The 15,886-nt window shown below is 67.8% G+C and carries 14 protein-coding genes and 1 pseudogene; 9 read left to right on the forward strand and 6 right to left on the reverse strand.

Annotated elements, in window-relative coordinates; genetic code table 11:
• Nucleotides 1–145 precede the first annotated feature (145 nt).
• The 3 genes from ABZ154_RS09390 to ABZ154_RS09400 form a co-directional block, all read right to left on the reverse strand.
• The gene (locus tag ABZ154_RS09390; RefSeq protein WP_356830606.1) at nt 146–433 is read right to left on the reverse strand and encodes a hypothetical protein; all 288 of its coding nucleotides are present in this window, start codon (nt 431–433) and stop codon (nt 146–148) included.
• Between the two features lie 76 nt (nt 434–509).
• Nucleotides 510–764 carry a hypothetical protein gene (locus tag ABZ154_RS09395; protein WP_356830608.1) on the reverse strand — a complete coding sequence of 85 codons (255 nt, stop codon included), beginning with the start codon at nt 762–764 and terminating at the stop codon, nt 510–512.
• A gap of 1,403 nt (nt 765–2,167) precedes the next feature.
• Complete coding sequence (locus ABZ154_RS09400) at nt 2,168–2,407, reverse strand: hypothetical protein (protein ID WP_356830610.1); 240 nt, start codon at nt 2,405–2,407, stop codon at nt 2,168–2,170.
• Between the two features lie 385 nt (nt 2,408–2,792).
• On the opposite strand from ABZ154_RS09400, the gene ABZ154_RS09405 reads away from it, so the two are divergent.
• Nucleotides 2,793–3,347, forward strand: a complete 555-nt coding sequence (locus tag ABZ154_RS09405; RefSeq protein WP_356830612.1) for a hypothetical protein — start codon at nt 2,793–2,795, stop codon at nt 3,345–3,347.
• A 207-nt stretch (nt 3,348–3,554) separates the two neighbouring features.
• Here ABZ154_RS09405 and ABZ154_RS09410 read toward each other — a convergent pair whose 3' ends face one another.
• From ABZ154_RS09410 to ABZ154_RS09420, 3 genes are all read right to left on the reverse strand, one after another.
• Entirely contained in the window at nt 3,555–3,971 is a 417-nt protein-coding gene (locus ABZ154_RS09410) for a helix-turn-helix domain-containing protein (protein ID WP_356830614.1), read from the reverse strand.
• Nucleotides 3,968–4,207, reverse strand: a complete 240-nt coding sequence (locus tag ABZ154_RS09415; RefSeq protein ID WP_073881602.1) for a hypothetical protein — start codon at nt 4,205–4,207, stop codon at nt 3,968–3,970. Before ABZ154_RS09415 ends, ABZ154_RS09410 begins: the two co-directional genes overlap by 4 nt.
• Before the next feature lie 472 nt (nt 4,208–4,679).
• Nucleotides 4,680–5,519, reverse strand: coding sequence for a GntR family transcriptional regulator (locus ABZ154_RS09420; protein WP_356830617.1), 840 nt, complete (start codon nt 5,517–5,519; stop codon nt 4,680–4,682).
• Nucleotides 5,520–5,799: 280 nt separating this feature from the next.
• Here ABZ154_RS09420 and ABZ154_RS09425 point away from each other — a divergent pair, with 280 nt between their 5' ends.
• The 8 genes and pseudogenes from ABZ154_RS09425 to ABZ154_RS09460 all read left to right on the forward strand — a co-directional run bounded on the left by ABZ154_RS09425 (nt 5,800) and on the right by ABZ154_RS09460 (nt 15,775).
• Nucleotides 5,800–7,062 carry an extracellular solute-binding protein gene (locus ABZ154_RS09425; RefSeq protein WP_356830618.1) on the forward strand — a complete coding sequence of 421 codons (1,263 nt, stop codon included), beginning with the start codon at nt 5,800–5,802 and terminating at the stop codon, nt 7,060–7,062.
• A 39-nt stretch (nt 7,063–7,101) separates the two neighbouring features.
• Nucleotides 7,102–8,082, forward strand: coding sequence for a sugar ABC transporter permease (locus ABZ154_RS09430; RefSeq protein ID WP_356830620.1), 981 nt, complete (start codon nt 7,102–7,104; stop codon nt 8,080–8,082).
• Nucleotides 8,079–8,942, forward strand: coding sequence for a carbohydrate ABC transporter permease (locus tag ABZ154_RS09435; RefSeq protein WP_356830622.1), 864 nt, complete (start codon nt 8,079–8,081; stop codon nt 8,940–8,942). The genes ABZ154_RS09430 and ABZ154_RS09435 overlap by 4 nt, the downstream gene beginning before the upstream one ends.
• A 55-nt stretch (nt 8,943–8,997) precedes the next feature.
• Nucleotides 8,998–10,603: pseudogene (locus tag ABZ154_RS09440) on the forward strand (beta-N-acetylhexosaminidase); the annotation flags it as partial.
• A gap of 43 nt (nt 10,604–10,646) precedes the next feature.
• Nucleotides 10,647–12,101, forward strand: coding sequence for a cellulose binding domain-containing protein (locus ABZ154_RS09445; protein ID WP_356830623.1), 1,455 nt, complete (start codon nt 10,647–10,649; stop codon nt 12,099–12,101).
• A 216-nt stretch (nt 12,102–12,317) separates the two neighbouring features.
• Entirely contained in the window at nt 12,318–13,157 is an 840-nt protein-coding gene (locus ABZ154_RS09450) for a TIM barrel protein (RefSeq protein WP_356830625.1), read from the forward strand.
• Nucleotides 13,158–13,236: 79 nt separating this feature from the next.
• Nucleotides 13,237–14,130, forward strand: coding sequence for a 2-hydroxy-3-oxopropionate reductase (locus ABZ154_RS09455; RefSeq protein WP_356830627.1), 894 nt, complete (start codon nt 13,237–13,239; stop codon nt 14,128–14,130).
• Nucleotides 14,131–14,317: 187 nt separating this feature from the next.
• On the forward strand, nt 14,318–15,775 hold the full coding sequence (locus tag ABZ154_RS09460; protein ID WP_356830629.1) for a catalase: 1,458 nt from the start codon (nt 14,318–14,320) through the stop codon (nt 15,773–15,775).
• The last annotated feature ends 111 nt before the right edge of the window (nt 15,776–15,886 follow it).

Below are 15,886 nucleotides of genomic sequence, written 5' to 3' on the forward strand. Positions count from 1 at the left end.
TTGCTCCCCTCACACACTCCGAGTGCCTTGACTTGCTTCCTTGTGTCATCCGACCGGATGAAGTGCTTGCGCATGGTTCCGTCCTGGTTAACAGGCCCGTACCACATGCAGTGGTTGCAGCACTCTCGCTTTGTCTCAGTCATGCTCAGTACCCCCGGATCTCTTCGGTGTTGCAGACCCAATCGAACACGACCTTTGCAGCCTGTACATGGGTTGTGGGGCCAGGGATGAATAGATCATGGGCACGATCGATCTCCCTGCCTCCAGAAAACCTAGCGATGAATCGCCACGTTTCCCCTGTGTACTGCCTGCCTACCGTCCCACCCCCTGTCTTCTCAATCTCGACCACGAAGGCTTCATGCTCTCCGTTGTGCTCCCCCGTGAATACCTCTCGGTACTCACACTCAAAGTCACGCAAGTCTGTGTAGCTCACTCGGACTGTCCTTCCTGTAAGCGGGACCAACAGGATACAGGGGCGAGTGATGAGCCGGCCCTGTACCCGATGATCCTTACTTACTGTTCAATGCCCGGTGCTTGTTCATGTAAGAGCGATAGGCAGCCTGTGCGCCCGTCTTAGCCTCTGCCAGGGTACGGAAGCCGGTCACCTGCCATGCGAGGCTCATCTCCCCGAAGGGCCTTACTGTGTAGCTCCAGGATCCATCCCCATCCCGCCCTACCTGAGCCAGGATAGTCTTTCCGTCCGAACCAATACGCTGGTAGTAGCCCGCGAACACGCGCTTCCAGCTAGATGCTTCCTTGCTCATGGGCCACTCTCCTATGCAGGTGGAAGTAAGAGGACGCTCATTCGAGATGAGCGCCCGATACCACTTACCTACTGTGCCGGCCTAGGTGGACTAGAGCCGCCGGCCGCTCCACCCCTAGCTACCCACCTAGTGGGCAGCGTCTATGGGGAATGTGCTTGCTGTGGGTATCTCTGTATCAGATACCTCTATTACGCTTAGGCGGTTTCGCTATGGAGTTCTCAAGTAGCTGAGGCTTCCTTCACTAGGCTTTCGGCCTAGGTTCCGGTCCTTCGCTTCGCTTCCGGGGGCTACACCCTCTTCGGGTTCCTCTCCCCCTTGGCGATGTCTCTACTATGCACCCTGCCCACATCTCATGTCAACCTTGCCTGGAGACTTCTTTCATTCATGCATGGGTGTGCCGGCTGTAGGTGGGTGGCTGTATGCCCCTGCCCTGTATATAGGAACGTGCGCACGCGTGTAGCACATCATGTGCTGTTACACAAACCTACAGGTCACATGCTTGATAGACCTTGATCCCTTGAGTGCGCCTACCTACCAACACAGGCTCTGTGAGGGGTGCCTAGCCCCCTGCTAGAGAGCCTTGACCCCCATGCTCGAAGGACTCGGGGACCGGCCTACAGGCCGGCAAGAGGTCACATCTCATGCCCTCTCCCTGCCCCACACAGGGCCCGCGGAGCGGGCAGGCTCCCTCCCTGCCTCACCTCTCATGCCGGCTGTGCGTCGCCCTGTCAGGCGACGTGGTGTCTCTCTGCATCCCCTCTAAGCGCCTGTCGCTGATATCCCTCGAATGAATGCGTGCATTCCCGTGCCTATTTGTGCGAATGAAAGAATAGCCATGCGGATACCTGCTCACCCCTTTATTCATTCACTCATTCCATGCTGTGTGCACCTGGGGTAATGCTTATGTTCATACGCAACGGACCCGCCGGGGGCACCTTCCTTCGATCGTGTACGGGTAATGAAGTCTTCAGTGCCCCTCTAAGGGCCTACCAGAACCCTGCCCCACCAAGTCCCCAGACCCCCTTAGAACGCCCCTCAGAGCCCGTCCTGAGCCCTTTTTCAGCCCTCTAGGCCTCCAAGCCCTCCTGTCGGACCAAGATTGAATGAAAGAAGGGGCCAAACCGTGTGATCTGTGTCTCAGTTTCCTCATCTGGTGTCACAAAACCCTCGTTTTGACACCTACATATATATTGTAAGGGTTGGTTATATACCCCCCTTAGTGATCTTGGTAGTGTGTGGAGCCCACCCCCGAAGGTGGGCGACCCTACTCCCTCCTTCAGTGTCAAGAATGAATGAAAGAATGGTAGTCGGCACCCCCAAGGTGCCGGTATGAAGTAATTCATCTGACCCAGGACACAAGAATGCCCCTCTCCCCGAAAAGGGAGGGGGGCTATTTCTGTTTGTCAGGCCATGGCGCCACAAGAGCCACAGATATACAGAGACTCGTTGGTCGGATTACCGTTCTCATCCGTTTCCACGGTCTTGTACATCGTGCCGCCGCAGCCTCTGGTCTGGATCGTCTGGCCCATGCGGAGGTCCATCTCGTTCGTGATTGCCTTGTCCTGGTTCACACGCTTGTCGTAGTCCGCCAAGGCGATGTCCAGAAGAGCCCTGGCCTCTCGAAGCTGTTCTTGTTGGGTCACTTCGAGGATCCCCTCAGCTCTGCCAGTCGCCTGCCGGCCGCGGTGCGACACTCACTGAACTGGAGATGCCGGTAGCCAAGCTCTCCGCCCAGGGACACACGTGAAGCCATCTGAGTCTTCTGGACAGGGTAGCCGCACTTCGCACACCTAGTCCCCGAGGGGGCATAGGTGGCATATTCCAGTACTTCTTCAGACATACGAAACTCCCGTGAGTCGGGAGGTCGTTGGACTCCACCACTCAACGGGAGTGATCTAGTCAAACGGCCTTCTCCGTCGCGCCCGTAGGCGCTAGGTCCGCTTGTGGTCTATGAAGTTGGCCCGCCAGTGGTTGATCACTGTCGGTAGTGCCTGTGCTACACGGTACACCTCCCACTAGGCTCATGTCATGTCTGGAATTGGGATCGTTGGCCGACCGCGGGTCGGCAAGGACACAGCAGCAGAACGACTGATCGAGAGACACGGGTACACCAGAGTCTCCATCGCAGAACCGATCAAGGAGATTGGTCTAGCTGCTGATCCGATCATTGGGTGGAGTCACCTCGGAGAAGAGCCCATCCGGTTGGCCCAGGCCGTTGAGCATCTTGGCTGGGAAGAGGTAAAGGACCGCTTCCCTGAGGTTCGTCGCTTCCTGTGGGCCATGTCCGTGGATGGAGTCTCTGCAACGTTCGGGGAAGACGTCTGGACCGATCTTGCAGTCAAGGAGATCAGAACCCTTGAAGGCCCTGCTGTTGTCACAGATGTTCGCCTCTTGGAGGAGGCCAAGGCCCTCCGTGCTGAGGGCCTGACCATCGTCTACCTGAGTCGAGAAGGGATCTCCGAGGAAGACGACCGAGCCGGCGAGCTCCTGGGCCCCGATGCAGCGGACGTACGTCTTCACAACGGAGGCTCCTTGGAGGAGTTCTGGGCCCAGGTGGACGCCCTTGCCTCCCGGCTGACCTGACCCCTCACCCTCTCTTCGGCAGAGCTACCCGTCTCGTTCGGACAGCCCCAACGGGCTGATCGACGACCACCCGAGCGCGGGGGATCTTCCTCTCAGCTCCGTCCAGGCTACCTAGGTACTCGGACAACCGGACCCTGTCCTTCTGGGACAGGGCTTCAGCCATCTTGGCTAACAACTCAGTCGTTTCCGCAGGTGAGGGGCTGTTCATCACGCGCCATCACGGCGCTGACCAACCCGCTTCTCCTCTTGGGAATTGATGTAGTTGTACACGGTGAAGCGAGAGACGCCCAGGGCGCCGGCCACGGTCTCGACCCCGTGCCGTACGGAGAAGGCACCGCGTGCCTCCAGGGTCCGGACCACGGACTGCTTGGCCTTACGGTCCAGGTCGGCGAGTGGCATCCCGTGCCGCCGCTCCATCGCGGCGAGGATGTGGTCCAGGGAGTCGGAGAGCTGGGGCAGGCGTACGGCTATGACGTCCTGGCCCTCCCACGCGAGCACCACGTCGTCCGGCTGGGCCTGCTCGGGGCCGAGCAGCTCGGCTCCCATCGCGTCGACGAGCGGCTTGACCGCCGATACGAAGGGGTGATCGACGGCGACCGGAACGTGATCGGCGGATTCGGTCACTGGACTTCCTCCCCGATCACGTTGACCTGGAGCGAGACCCGGGTGGCGCCCGAGGCCAGGGCCCGGCGCAGCAGGGAGTCCACGGCGGTGAGCACCTCGTCCGCGCCCCCTTCCGCCGTGTTGCCGAACGGCCCGACGTCCACGGCGTCGAGTTCGGCGCTCTGGATGACCTCACGGGCCACCACCGCGTGGGCGGGCGCCTCGTCGAGATCGAAGGGCTCGGTGGTGAATTCCACCCTCAAGCGCACTGTGCCTCCCTGATGTCCTCGCCGCGGGTGCGGGCGCGCGGCTCGGCCACGACTGTAACCGCTGGGACGGGCCCCGCTCGGGGGCGTCGGGGCAGGGGCAGGACGCAGACCGCGACCGGCGCCGGGAGAGGATCGCCCGCCGGGGGCAGGGGTGCGGCAGGGCGGGCGGTGGCGTGGGCGGACCCGGCGCGACCGGTGGGGGCGGCGGCCGGCGTGGCCCCGGCGAGCAGGCCGCCGAGAGGGCGCCGGCGGCTGGGGAGGGCGGAGGCGGGGTGTCCGGAAGCAGCGGCGGGGGCGTCGGCGGAGGGGACGGGGACGGGGAGGCCGGGGGCAGGGCTGGGTAGGGCGTACATGCGAGGCCCCTCGTGTGGGGCGGCCGCTTCGGATGTGCCGCCACCGGAGCCCCGAACGGCAGGAGGTGCAACCGGGGAGTCCCGCTCTGCGCCACGCCTGTCGAGGCTCAGGCCCCCGCCTGGATGTCCCCCCTGGTCGAGGACGTGATCGCGTCCCCGTGCGCGAAGTCGCCCGGCGGGATGCCCGGGTGGTGGCCCTCCCGGTCCGGGGCGACCTCGGCGGCCGGTCCGAGGGCGAGGCGGGAGACGATCCGGTAGCGGTCCCCCCGGTAGAGCGAGTGAACGTACTCCACCGGGCGGCCGGACGTGTCGGAGGTCAGCCGTTCGAAGAGCAGGGCCGGGGAGAGCTCGGGCACGTCGAGCAGCTTCGCCTCGGCGCGGGTGACGACGGTGGGCTCGATCGCCTGGACCGCCTCGTGGACGTGCACGCCGTGGGTGGTGCGCAGATGCTCGTACAGGTCGCCGCTCTCCAGCTCCTGCGCACTGAGGCCGGGCACCAGCTCGGCCCGGATGTGCAGGTGCTCGATGGCCATCGGCGCCCCGTCGACCAGCCGCAGCCGGGCCACGTAGACGATCTCGGCGGCGGGTGACATCCGCAGTCTGCGGCCGACCCGGGCCCCTGCCTGGAGGGTGGTGAACTCCAGCAGCCGGCTCGACCAGGTGCCCGCCGCCCGCGGCACGCTCAGCGACCGGTCCCCCGCCACCAGCTCCTGGGTGATCTTGGCGGGCGCGACGAACATGCCCCGGCCGTGTTCCCGCACGAGGAGCCCGGCGGCGACCAGTTCGTCGACGGCCGCGCGCACGGTGGGCCGCGATACGCCGAGCAGGGAGCACAGAGCCCGCTCCGAGGGGATCGCGTCGCCGGGGCTGCGCGACTCGATCAGCTCCAGCACGGCATCGCGCGTCCGCTCCCGCTTGAGCACCGCCCCCGGCACGTCCGCGTCCATGCGCTCCCCTTCCCGACGGGTCCGTTCTTCTTACCAGTTGACCGAGCTGTCAGCCCAACTGGCCTGCTGGTCAGGCGAAGTGTAGCGCTTACTGCGGATTGCCAGAGCGCACGCGTTACGCACAGATCACCAAATCACCTTGCTACGAGGGGGGTTGACGGCCTCATTGGTCTATGCCACCTTCAACCCCCATCGAGAGGTGAGCTGTCCAGTGGACATCACTGGTCAGGTGGTCAGGTCGGACTCAGGTCGGACTCAGTTCTGCATTCCGAGGTGAACCGTGAAGTACCGCTTGCTTGCCGGTGGGTCCGTGCTCGTTCTGGCCGCCGCGCTCAGTGCCTGTAGTTCGCCGTCCGACTCCGCGAGCGGGGACGGACGGACGACGGTGGACGTCTGGCTGATGCGCGACAGCGTCTCGGACACGTTCCAGAAGGAGTTCACCGCGGACTTCGAAAGACGCCACCCGGAGATCGACGTGAAGATCCAGGTACAGGAGTGGGACGGCATCGGCCAGAAGATCACCGCCGCCCTGGCCAGCAACGACGCCCCGGACGTCATCGAGGCGGGCAACACGCAAGTGGCGCAGTTCGCCGAGAGCGGCGGGCTGCTCGACCTCAGCGACCGCGAGGACGAGCTGAACGGCGGGGACTGGCTGAGCGGGCTGGCCGAGCCGGGGGCGTACCAGGGGAAGCAGTACGGCATCCCGTACTACGCGGCCAACCGGGTGGTCATCTACCGCACCGACCTCTTCGAGAAGGCCGGCATCGACGCGAAGGAGATCAGGACCCGCGACCAGTGGATCGACGCCACCACCCAGCTCGACAAGGGCGGTACGCAGGGCATCTACCTGCCCGGCCAGATGTGGTACGCGCTGGCCGGCTTCATCTGGGACGAGGGAGGCGACCTCGCCACCGAGTCCGGCGGCAAGTGGTCCGGTGCTCTGGACACCCCCGAGGCCCTGCGCGGCATGGCGTTCTACGAGAAGCTCCAGGCGCTCGGCAAGGGCCCCAAGGACTCCGACGAGGACGACCCGCCGCAGGCCGAGCTGATGGCGCAGGGGAAGGTCGCCCAGCTCATCTCCACCCCGGGCGGGGCCAACGTGATCGTGGAGAAGAACCCGGAACTCAAGGGCAAGCTCGCCTTCTTTCCCATTCCGGGCAAGACCGCGGACACTCCCGGCTCCGTCTTCACCGGCGGCTCGGATCTCGTCGTACCGGCCGCCGCGGCCCATCCCGACGAGGCGGTCACCTTCATCAAGGAGCTGACCGGCGACGTCTGGCAGAAGAAGCTCGCCGTCGCCATGAGCTACGTCCCGAACCGCACCTCGCTCGCCTCCGCCGTGGCCGGCGACCCGGGTGCGGCAGCGATGGCGGTCGGCGCCGCCAACGGCCATGCCACACCCAACACCCCGGGGTGGGCGGCGGTCGAGGCGGAGAACCCGATCAAGGACTACATGACGGCCGTGCTCACCGGGGGCGATCCGGCCAAGGAGGCGGCGAAGGCCTCGCAGGACATCACCCGAGCCATGAACGCCGGTTCCTGACCCCGTTCCATCCGTTCCAGGCAGGGAAGGAGGCGTGCCGTGCCGGTCGCCGCCGAACGGACCCCAGCACCCCGCACACCCCGGCGGCGGCCGGCCCCGCGCCTCGCCGCACGCGAGGAGCCGGCGATCCGGGCGCACAGCCTCTGGCCGTACGCCCTGATCGCCCCCGCCATCGGCGGCATGCTCTATCTGCTGGTCTACCCTCTGGTGCGGGCCGTCCTGATCTCCTTCCAGGACTTCCGGCTGCGTCAACTGATCAGCGGTGACGCGAAGTTCGTCGGGCTGCGGAACTACCGCACGCTGCTGGCGGACCCGCGGTTCTGGGAGGTGGTCCACCGCACCTTCCTGTTCATGGCGATCAACGTCGTCCTGATCATGGTGATCGCCACGCTGGTCGCCCTGATGGTGGAGCGACTGCGGCGGGTGGGCCGGACGGTGGTGCTCTGCTCACTCGTGCTGGCCTGGGCGATGCCGGTGGTGGCGGCGACCACGGTGTTCCAGTGGCTGTTCCACTCGGAGTTCGGCATCGTCAACTGGGCTCTGACCTCGCTCGGCTTCGACTCCTTCGACCGCTATCCGTGGTTCGCCAACGGGACCGCCGCCTTCGCCATCCTGGTGACACTGATCGTCTGGCAGTCGGTGCCGTTCGCCGCGATCACCCTGTACTCCGCGCTCACCACCGTGCCCCCGGAGCTGTACGAGTCGGCGCGGCTGGACGGGGCGGGGGCAGGGCGGATCTTCCGCTCGGTGACCTTCCCGATGCTCCGGCCGATCTTCCTGCTGGTCTTCTCGCTGGAGGTGATCTGGACGTTCAAGGCGTTCGTCCAGATCTGGGTGATGACCCGCGGCGGGCCGGGCGACGCCACCACGATCCTGCCGGTCTACGCGGTGCAGACGGCCCTCTCCAGCCAGCGGTACGACCTGGGCTCGGCCGCCTCGATGATCACCGTCGTCCTGATGTCCGGGGTGCTCGTCCTCTACTTCCGCCAGATGTTCCGCCAGGAGGACGAGATCCGATGACCATCCGTCCCGCACGCCCCCGAGTGCCCGTAGGCCCCCGGCTGCGGCGCCTGCCCCTGAACATCGCCGCCGCCGTGACCGTCGTGGTCTGCCTCTTCCCCGTGTACTGGATGATCTCCACGGCCTTCAAGCCGTCCAAGGACATCCAGTCCGCCGACCCGCGGCTCTTCCCGCACACCTGGACCCTCGACCACTTCCGACGAGCCGTGGACGCCGACGGGTTCGCGCTGTTCTGGCGCAACAGCATCCTCGTGACGCTGGGCGCCGTCCTGCTCGCCCTGCTGGTGGCGCTGGGCGCGGCCTTCGCGGTGGCGCGGATGCGGTGGAAGGGCCGGCGGCAGTTCATGCTGATGGTCTTCATAGCGCAGATGGCGCCCTGGGAGTCGCTGATCATCCCCATCTACATCATCTCCCGGGACACCGACATGCTGGACCGGCTGCCGACGCTCACGCTGATCTACTTCATGATCACGCTGCCGTTCACCATCGTGGTGCTGCGCGGCTTCATCGGGACGATCCCGCCGGAGCTGGAGGAGGCCGCCCAGGTCGACGGCTGCACCCGGACCGGGGCGTTCTGGCGGGTGGCGATGCCGTTGCTGGCGCCGGGGCTGATGGCGACCTCGCTGTTCGGTTTCATCACGGCCTGGAACGAGTTCGCCTACGCCAACTTCCTGATCATCAAACAGCAGGACAACCGGACCCTGCCGGTCTGGCTGTCGTCCTTCCAGAACACCTTCGGCACCGACTGGGGCGCCACGATGGCCGCTTCCACCCTCTTCGCGCTGCCCGCCCTGGCGATCTTCCTGTTGCTCCAGCGCCATGTCACCTCCGGCTTCGCCGCCGGTGCCGTCAAGGGCTGAGCGGCCGCAGCGCTCCGCCGCCGCTCCACGCCCGCGAAACGAACCCGGAGACCTCGTGCCCGCATCGCGCCCCGACCTCGCCCTCCTCCCCCAGCCCAGCAAGGTCTCCTCGCTGGGCGGCCGGCTCACCCTCGACCGCAACACCACCGTCCGCGCTCTCCCGGGCGCCGAACCGGCCGCCGCCCTGCTGCGCTCCCTGGTCGGCCCGGCCGCCGGGCTGCCGCTGGCCCCGTCACCGGACGGCCGGATCGTGCTCGCGCTGGACGAGCAGCTCGGCGGCCTCGGCGAAGAGGGGTACGGGCTGACGGTCGGCCCCCAGGCGCTCCTCCTGCGCGCCGCCCACCCGACCGGGCTGTTCCGGGGCATCCAGACGGTCCGCCAACTCCTCCCCGCCGAGGCCCTGTCGGGCGGGGCGCGGGGGCACGGCTCCTGGGAGCTGCCGTGCGTCGAGATCACCGACGTACCGGACCGGCCGTGGCGCGGGGCGATGCTGGACGTGGCGCGGCACTTCCGGCCGATCGGGTATCTGCGCCGGTACGTGGACCTCTTGGCGCTGCACAAGCTGAACGTCCTGCACCTCCACCTCACCGACGACCAGGGCTGGCGGATGCCGGTCGACGCCTATCCACGGCTGACCTCCGTCGGGGCCCGGCGGGCACGGTCGCAGCAGGGACCGAGCGGCCCGGACGGGGTGCGCTTCGACGCCGTCCGGCACGAAGGGGCTTACACCAAGGCGGAGTTGCGGGGGCTCGTGCGGTATGCGGCGGAGCGCGGGGTCACCGTCGTGCCGGAGATCGAGATGCCCGGCCATGTGCGGGCCGCCCTCGCCGCGCACCCGGAGCTGGGGAACAACCCGACGCGCGAGCTGGACGTGTGGGACCGCTGGGGCGTCTGCGACACGGTCCTCGGTGTGCACGAGGAGGTCTTCGCCTTCTGCCGAGCGGTGCTGGCCGAGGTCATGGACCTCTTCCCGTCGCCGTACATCCACATCGGGGGCGAGGAGTGCCCGACCACCGAGTGGGAGAACAGCCCGGCCGCCCGGGAACGCGCGGCGGCCGAGGGGCTCGCGGACCCGGCGGCGCTGCACGGCTGGTTCCTGGGCCGGATCGGCGCGTTCCTCGTGGAGCATGGGCGGATCCCGCTCGGCTGGGCCGAGACGGGCACCGAACTCCCCCTGGACTTCACGGTGATGACCTGGCGCGACCCCTCCCACGCACTGGCCGCAGCCCGCCGCGGCCACCAGGTGGTCGCCGCGCACCACCGGGCCACCTATCTGGACTACGCCCAGTCCGGCGACCCGTCCGAACCGGTCGCCCAGCCCGGCGCCCCCGTCACCCTGCACGCGGTCCATGACCACGAGCCCGCCCCCGCCGAGTGGGCGGAGACCGAGCGGGCCCGGGTGCTCGGGACGCAGGCCCAGCTGTGGACCGAGTACGTCCGCACGCCCGAGGAGATCGAGTACCTCAGCTACCCGCGGCTCTGCGCGCTGGCCGACCGTTCCTGGTCCGGCGGGCGCGGCGACTGGCCGGGGTTCGTCGAGCGGCTGCGCCACCACACCGCCCGGCTGGACGCCCTCGGCGTCCCCTACCGCCCGCTGGACGCACGGTCGCTCGCGGCGGCCACATGACGCGTCCCCGTCCTCAAGAACAGCGCGACCCCACTCGTCACCACTCCCCCACCACCGTTCCGGAGAGGAACCCACCCGTGACCACATCACGCAGGAATCCGCGCGGCAGCAGGTCCCGGCTGCGCACCGCCGCCGTCTCGGCCGCCGCCGTGGCCCTGGCCGCCACCGGGCTCGCCGCGCTGCCGTCCTCGGCCAACGCCGCGGCCGACGGGATCGTCGTCCAGTACCGCACCAGCGCGTCCGGCGCGAGCGCCGACCAGAGCGAGCCGTGGCTGAAGGTGCGCAACGCCGGCTCCGCCTCCGTACCGCTGAGCAGTGTCAAGGTGCGCTACTACTTCAAGGCCGACTCGGCCTCCGCCGCCTACCGGTTCGCCTGCTCCTGGGCGGTGAAGGGGTGCGCGAACATCACCGGCACGTTCGGGACGCTCGCCTCCCCGACGGCCACCGCCGACCGGTATCTGGAGATCGGCTTCACCCCGGGCGCGGGTTCGCTGGCGCCGGGGGCGGACACCGGGGACATGCAGCTCCGCTTCCATCAGGCGTCCTGGGCCTCGCTCATCCAGTCCGACGACTACTCCTTCGGCCCGGACCGGACCACGTACGGCGACTGGTCCAAGGTGACGGCCCAGGTGAACGGGGCGACCGTGTGGGGCGAGGCGCCCGGGGGCAACGGGCCGACCGACCCGCCGGACCCCACGGACCCGCCCACCGACCCGCCGGGGGACGGGGCGCGGCTGTTCGACGACTTCGACTACAGCTCGCACACCGACCCGAAGATCAACGCGAACGGCTGGAGCGTACGGTCCAACTCCGGCGGTCCGGGGGTGCCGGGCGCGACCTGGGCAGCCGAGAACGTCACCTTCGCCTCGCAGAGCGGCAACTCGGTGATGAACCTGGAGACCTCCACCGCGGGGACGGGTGCCTCGACCAAGCACACCGAGATCCTGACGCAGTCGATGAAGTTCAAGAACGGCACGTACGCGTCCCGGGTGAAGTTCAGCGACGCGCCGCGCTCGGGGCCGGACGGCGACCGGATCGTGCAGACGTTCTTCACGATCAACGACCTCAAGGCGCCGATGGCGGACGACTACGCGGAGTACGACTTCGAGTATCTGCCGAACGGCGGCTGGGGCGAGCCGGCCAACATCCTCTACGCCACCTCGTGGGAGACCTACCGGCCCGACCCGTGGGAGGCGGTCAACGCGCACAGCGAGGTCCGCCAGTCGTACGCGGGCTGGCACGACCTGGTGGTGACCATCGACAACAACCGGATCACGTACTACGTCGACGGTCAGCACTTCGGGACGCACGGAGCGGCATTCCTGCCGGAGCGGCCCATGTCGATCAACTTCAACCAGTGGCTGATCGACCTGGAGGGGCAGCCGAGCACCACGCCCCGCGCCTACGACCAGCAGGTGGACTACGTCCTGCACGTGAAGGACCAGGTGCTCACCCCGTCGCAGGTGAACGCCATGGTCGGGGCGTACCGAGTTGCGGGGAAGACCTTCGAGGACACGGTTCCGGGCAGCTAGGAGCGGTACGTACGGCGTGAGCGCCAGGCGGGGCGGGGGTCGACGGCGGCCCCCGCCCCGCTTTCGCATGCCCGAAGGGGTCCCTGCCACCGATTCCGTACGCCGCCGGCCGGAGCCAATTTTGCCGCACCCCCTTGACAGCCCCGCCACCTGCCGGGCAATCTTCCGTTAAGCAGAAACTAACTTCCGCAATACGGAAGGAGCGCCGACATCCTCATGGGATACCCGGACCAGCGCTTCGATGTGAACCTTTCGATCCTCTTCACGGAACTCCCGCTCCTGGAGCGTCCCGCGGCAGCCGCCGCGGCGGGCTTCACGGCGGTCGAGCTGTGGTGGCCCTGGATCGAGACCCCGACCCCGCCGCAGGCGGAGCTCGACGCCCTCAAGAAGGCGCTCGACGACGCCGGCACCCAGCTGGTGGGGCTGAACTTCTACGCCGGACAGCTGCCCGGCCCCGACCGCGGCGCGCTCTCCGTGCCCGGCACGGAGTCGGACCGCTTCCGGGCCAACATCGAGGTGGCGGCCGACTTCGCCGCCTCGGTCGGCTGCACGGCGCTCAACGCGCTGTACGGCAACCGCGTCGAGGGCGCGGACCCGGTGGTGCAGGACGCGCTCGCCCTGGAGAACCTGGTGCTGGCCGCCCGCGCGGCGGACCGTACCGGGGCCATCCTCCTCGTCGAGACCCTCAACAAGCCGGAGTCGCCGCTCTATCCGCTGGTCAGCGCACCGGCAGCGATCGAGGTCGTCGACAAGGTCAACGCGGCGACGGGCCTCGGGAACGCCAAGTTCCTGCTGGACCTCTATCACCTGTCGATGAACGGCGAGGAGCTGAGCCAGGTCATCAAGGCGTACGCGGCGAAGACCGGCCACGTCCAGATCGCCGACAACCCGGGCCGCGGCGCGCCGGGCACCGGCACGCTCCCGCTGGAGCGGCTCCTCGACGAGCTGAAGGACGCCGGTTACGCGGGCTGGATCGGCCTGGAGTACAAGCCGGGCGACCGGCCGAGCGCCGAGTCCTTCGACTGGCTCCCGGCGTCGGCCCGAGCCGCCGGCTGACCGGCCGCTGGCGGGCCGGGCCGACCCTCGGTCGCGCCCAACCCCCTTACGTAAAAACGTTTTTCAGGAAGGCACCCTCATGAGCAACAACCTCCCCAAGGTTGCGTGGATCGGTCTCGGCATCATGGGCTCCCCCATGTCGGAGAACCTGATCAAGGCCGGTTACGCCGTCACCGGATACACCCTGGAGCAGGACAAGATCGACCGGCTGGTCGCGGCCGGCGGCAGCGGCGCCTCCTCGATCGCGGACGCGGTCAAGGACGCCGACGTCGTCATCACGATGGTGCCCGCCTCCCCGCAGGTCGAGGCCATCGCCTACGGCCCCGAGGGCATCCTGGAGAACGCCAGGCGCGGCGCGCTGCTGGTGGACATGTCCTCCATCACCCCTCAGACCTCCGTGGACCTCGCCAAGAGCGCGGCCGAGAAGGGCATCCGGGTCCTGGACGCGCCGGTCTCCGGCGGCGAGGCCGGCGCCATCGAGGCGGTCCTGTCCATCATGGTCGGCGGTGAGCAGGCGGACTTCGACGCCGCGAAGCCGCTGCTGGAGGCGCTCGGCAAGACCATCGTGCTCTGCGGCCCCCACGGCTCCGGCCAGACGGTGAAGGCGGCCAACCAGCTGATCGTCGCCGTCAACATCCAGGCCTGCGCCGAGGCCGTGGTCTTCCTGGAGAAGTCCGGGGTGGACCTCGCCGCCGCGCTGGACGTCCTGAACGGCGGTCTGGCCGGGTCGACCGTGCTGACCCGCAAGAAGGACAACTTCCTGAAGCGGGACTTCGCCCCCGGCTTCCGGATCGACCTGCACCACAAGGACATGGGCATCGTGACCGACGCCGCCCGCAACGTCGGCGCCGCCCTGCCCGTCGGCGGTGTGGTCGCCCAACTGGTCGCCTCGCTGCGTGCCCAGGGCGACGGCGGCCTGGACCACTCGGCGCTGCTGCGCTCGGTCGAGCGGCTCTCCGGCTCCCAGGTCTGACCCCCGGCCCCGCAAGGGGCCCCACGAACTCCGGGCCGCGGTGGCGCTGACACCTGTCCTGTCGCGCCCAGGCGCTGCCGCGGCCCGGAACCACACACTTCGTTTTCAACAAACTGTTGACGTTGCCTCGCGGCGAATCTACGCTCCTCAAGCCGTCAGCAGCTCGTACGAAAGGTCATCCCGCCACATGGCTAAGCGTGTGCTCACGACCGAGTCAGGCGCCCCGGTCGCCGACAACCAGAACTCCGCCACCGCCGGTGTCGGTGGACCGATCCTCCTCCAGGACCAGCACCTCCTGGAGAAGCTCGCCCGCTTCAACCGTGAGCGCATCCCGGAGCGCGTGGTCCACGCCCGCGGCTCCGGCGCGTACGGCTACTTCGAGGTGACCGACGACGTCACCGGCTTCACCCGCGCCGACTTCCTCTCCGAGGTCGGCAAGCGCACCGAGACGTTCATCCGGTTCTCGACCGTCGCCGACTCGCTCGGCGGGGCGGACGCGGTCCGTGACCCGCGCGGCTTCGCCCTCAAGTTCTATACGAACGAGGGCAATTACGACCTGGTCGGCAACAACACCCCGGTGTTCTTCATCAAGGACCCGATCAAGTTCCCCGACTTCATCCACTCGCAGAAGCGCGACCCGTTCACGGGCAAGCAGGAGCCGGACAACGTCTGGGACTTCTGGGCGCACACCCCCGAGGCCACGCACCAGGTCACCTGGCTGATGGGCGACCGCGGCATCCCCGCCTCGTACCGCCACATGAACGGCTACGGCTCGCACACCTACCAGTGGACGAACGCCGAGGGTGAGGCCTTCTTCGTCAAGTACCACTTCAAGACCAACCAGGGCGTGCGCTCCCTCTCGGCCGACCAGGCCGCCGAGCTCGTCGGCAGGGACGCCAACTCGCACCAGACGGACCTGCTCCAGGCCATCGAGCGAGGCGTCAACCCGTCCTGGACGCTGCACGTCCAGGTGATGCCTGCCGCCGACGCCGCGGACTACCGGTTCAACCCGTTCGACCTCACCAAGGTGTGGCCGCACGCCGACTACCCGCTCCAGCGGGTCGGCCGGCTGGTGCTGGACCGGAACCCGGACAACGTCTTCGCCGAGGTGGAGCAGGCCGCGTTCTCACCGAACAACTTCGTGCCCGGCATCGGCCCGTCCCCGGACAAGATGCTCCAGGGCCGGCTGTTCGCCTACGCGGACGCGCACCGCTACCGCCTGGGCGTGAACCACACCCAGCTGCCGGTCAACGCCCCCAAGGCGGCCGAGGTCGACAACTACGGCCGGGACGGGGTTCACGCCACCCGCTACGGTTCGCGCCACGACAAGAACTACGAGCCCAACTCGTACGCCGGTCCGGCCCAGACGGGCGCGGCGCTCGCCGCCCCGCTGGCCATCCACGGCTGGACGGGCACGCACGAGGCGCCCGCCCACGCCAAGGACGACGACTTCTTCCAGGCGGGCGAACTCTTCCGGCTGATGTCGGAGGAGGAGAAGGGCCGCCTGGTCGCCAACATCGCCGGAGGCCTCTCGCAGGTCAGCCGCGACGATGTGATCGAGAAGAACCTCGCCCACTTCCACGCCGCCGACACCGACTACGGCAAGCGCGTCGAGGAGGCCGTCCGCGCCCTGCGCGAGGACTGAGCCCCTGTGAAGCCCCTGCCTGTGCCGCGCACCCGGATGAGGGGTGCCGCGCGGTGCGGGCAGGACGACGAGGCCGCGGCGGCTGTGCGATGCCAGTGCGGTGGTGAAGGA

The sequence above is a fragment of the Streptomyces sp. NPDC006261 genome, from assembly GCF_040613515.1.
Lineage (GTDB): Bacteria > Actinomycetota > Actinomycetes > Streptomycetales > Streptomycetaceae > Streptomyces.

Excerpts from the sequence above, each read along its gene's own strand:
- ABZ154_RS09395 (WP_356830608.1), bottom strand. The coding sequence starts at position 764 with ATGAGCAAGGAAGCATCTAGCTGGAAGCGCGTGTTCGCGGGCTACTAC.
- ABZ154_RS09405 (WP_356830612.1), top strand. The coding sequence starts at position 2,793 with ATGTCTGGAATTGGGATCGTTGGCCGACCGCGGGTCGGCAAGGACACA.
- ABZ154_RS09420 (WP_356830617.1), bottom strand. The coding sequence starts at position 5,519 with ATGGACGCGGACGTGCCGGGGGCGGTGCTCAAGCGGGAGCGGACGCGC.
- ABZ154_RS09435 (WP_356830622.1), top strand. The coding sequence starts at position 8,079 with ATGACCATCCGTCCCGCACGCCCCCGAGTGCCCGTAGGCCCCCGGCTG.
- ABZ154_RS09450 (WP_356830625.1), top strand. The coding sequence starts at position 12,318 with ATGGGATACCCGGACCAGCGCTTCGATGTGAACCTTTCGATCCTCTTC.
- ABZ154_RS09455 (WP_356830627.1), top strand. The coding sequence starts at position 13,237 with ATGAGCAACAACCTCCCCAAGGTTGCGTGGATCGGTCTCGGCATCATG.
- ABZ154_RS09460 (WP_356830629.1), top strand. The coding sequence starts at position 14,318 with ATGGCTAAGCGTGTGCTCACGACCGAGTCAGGCGCCCCGGTCGCCGAC.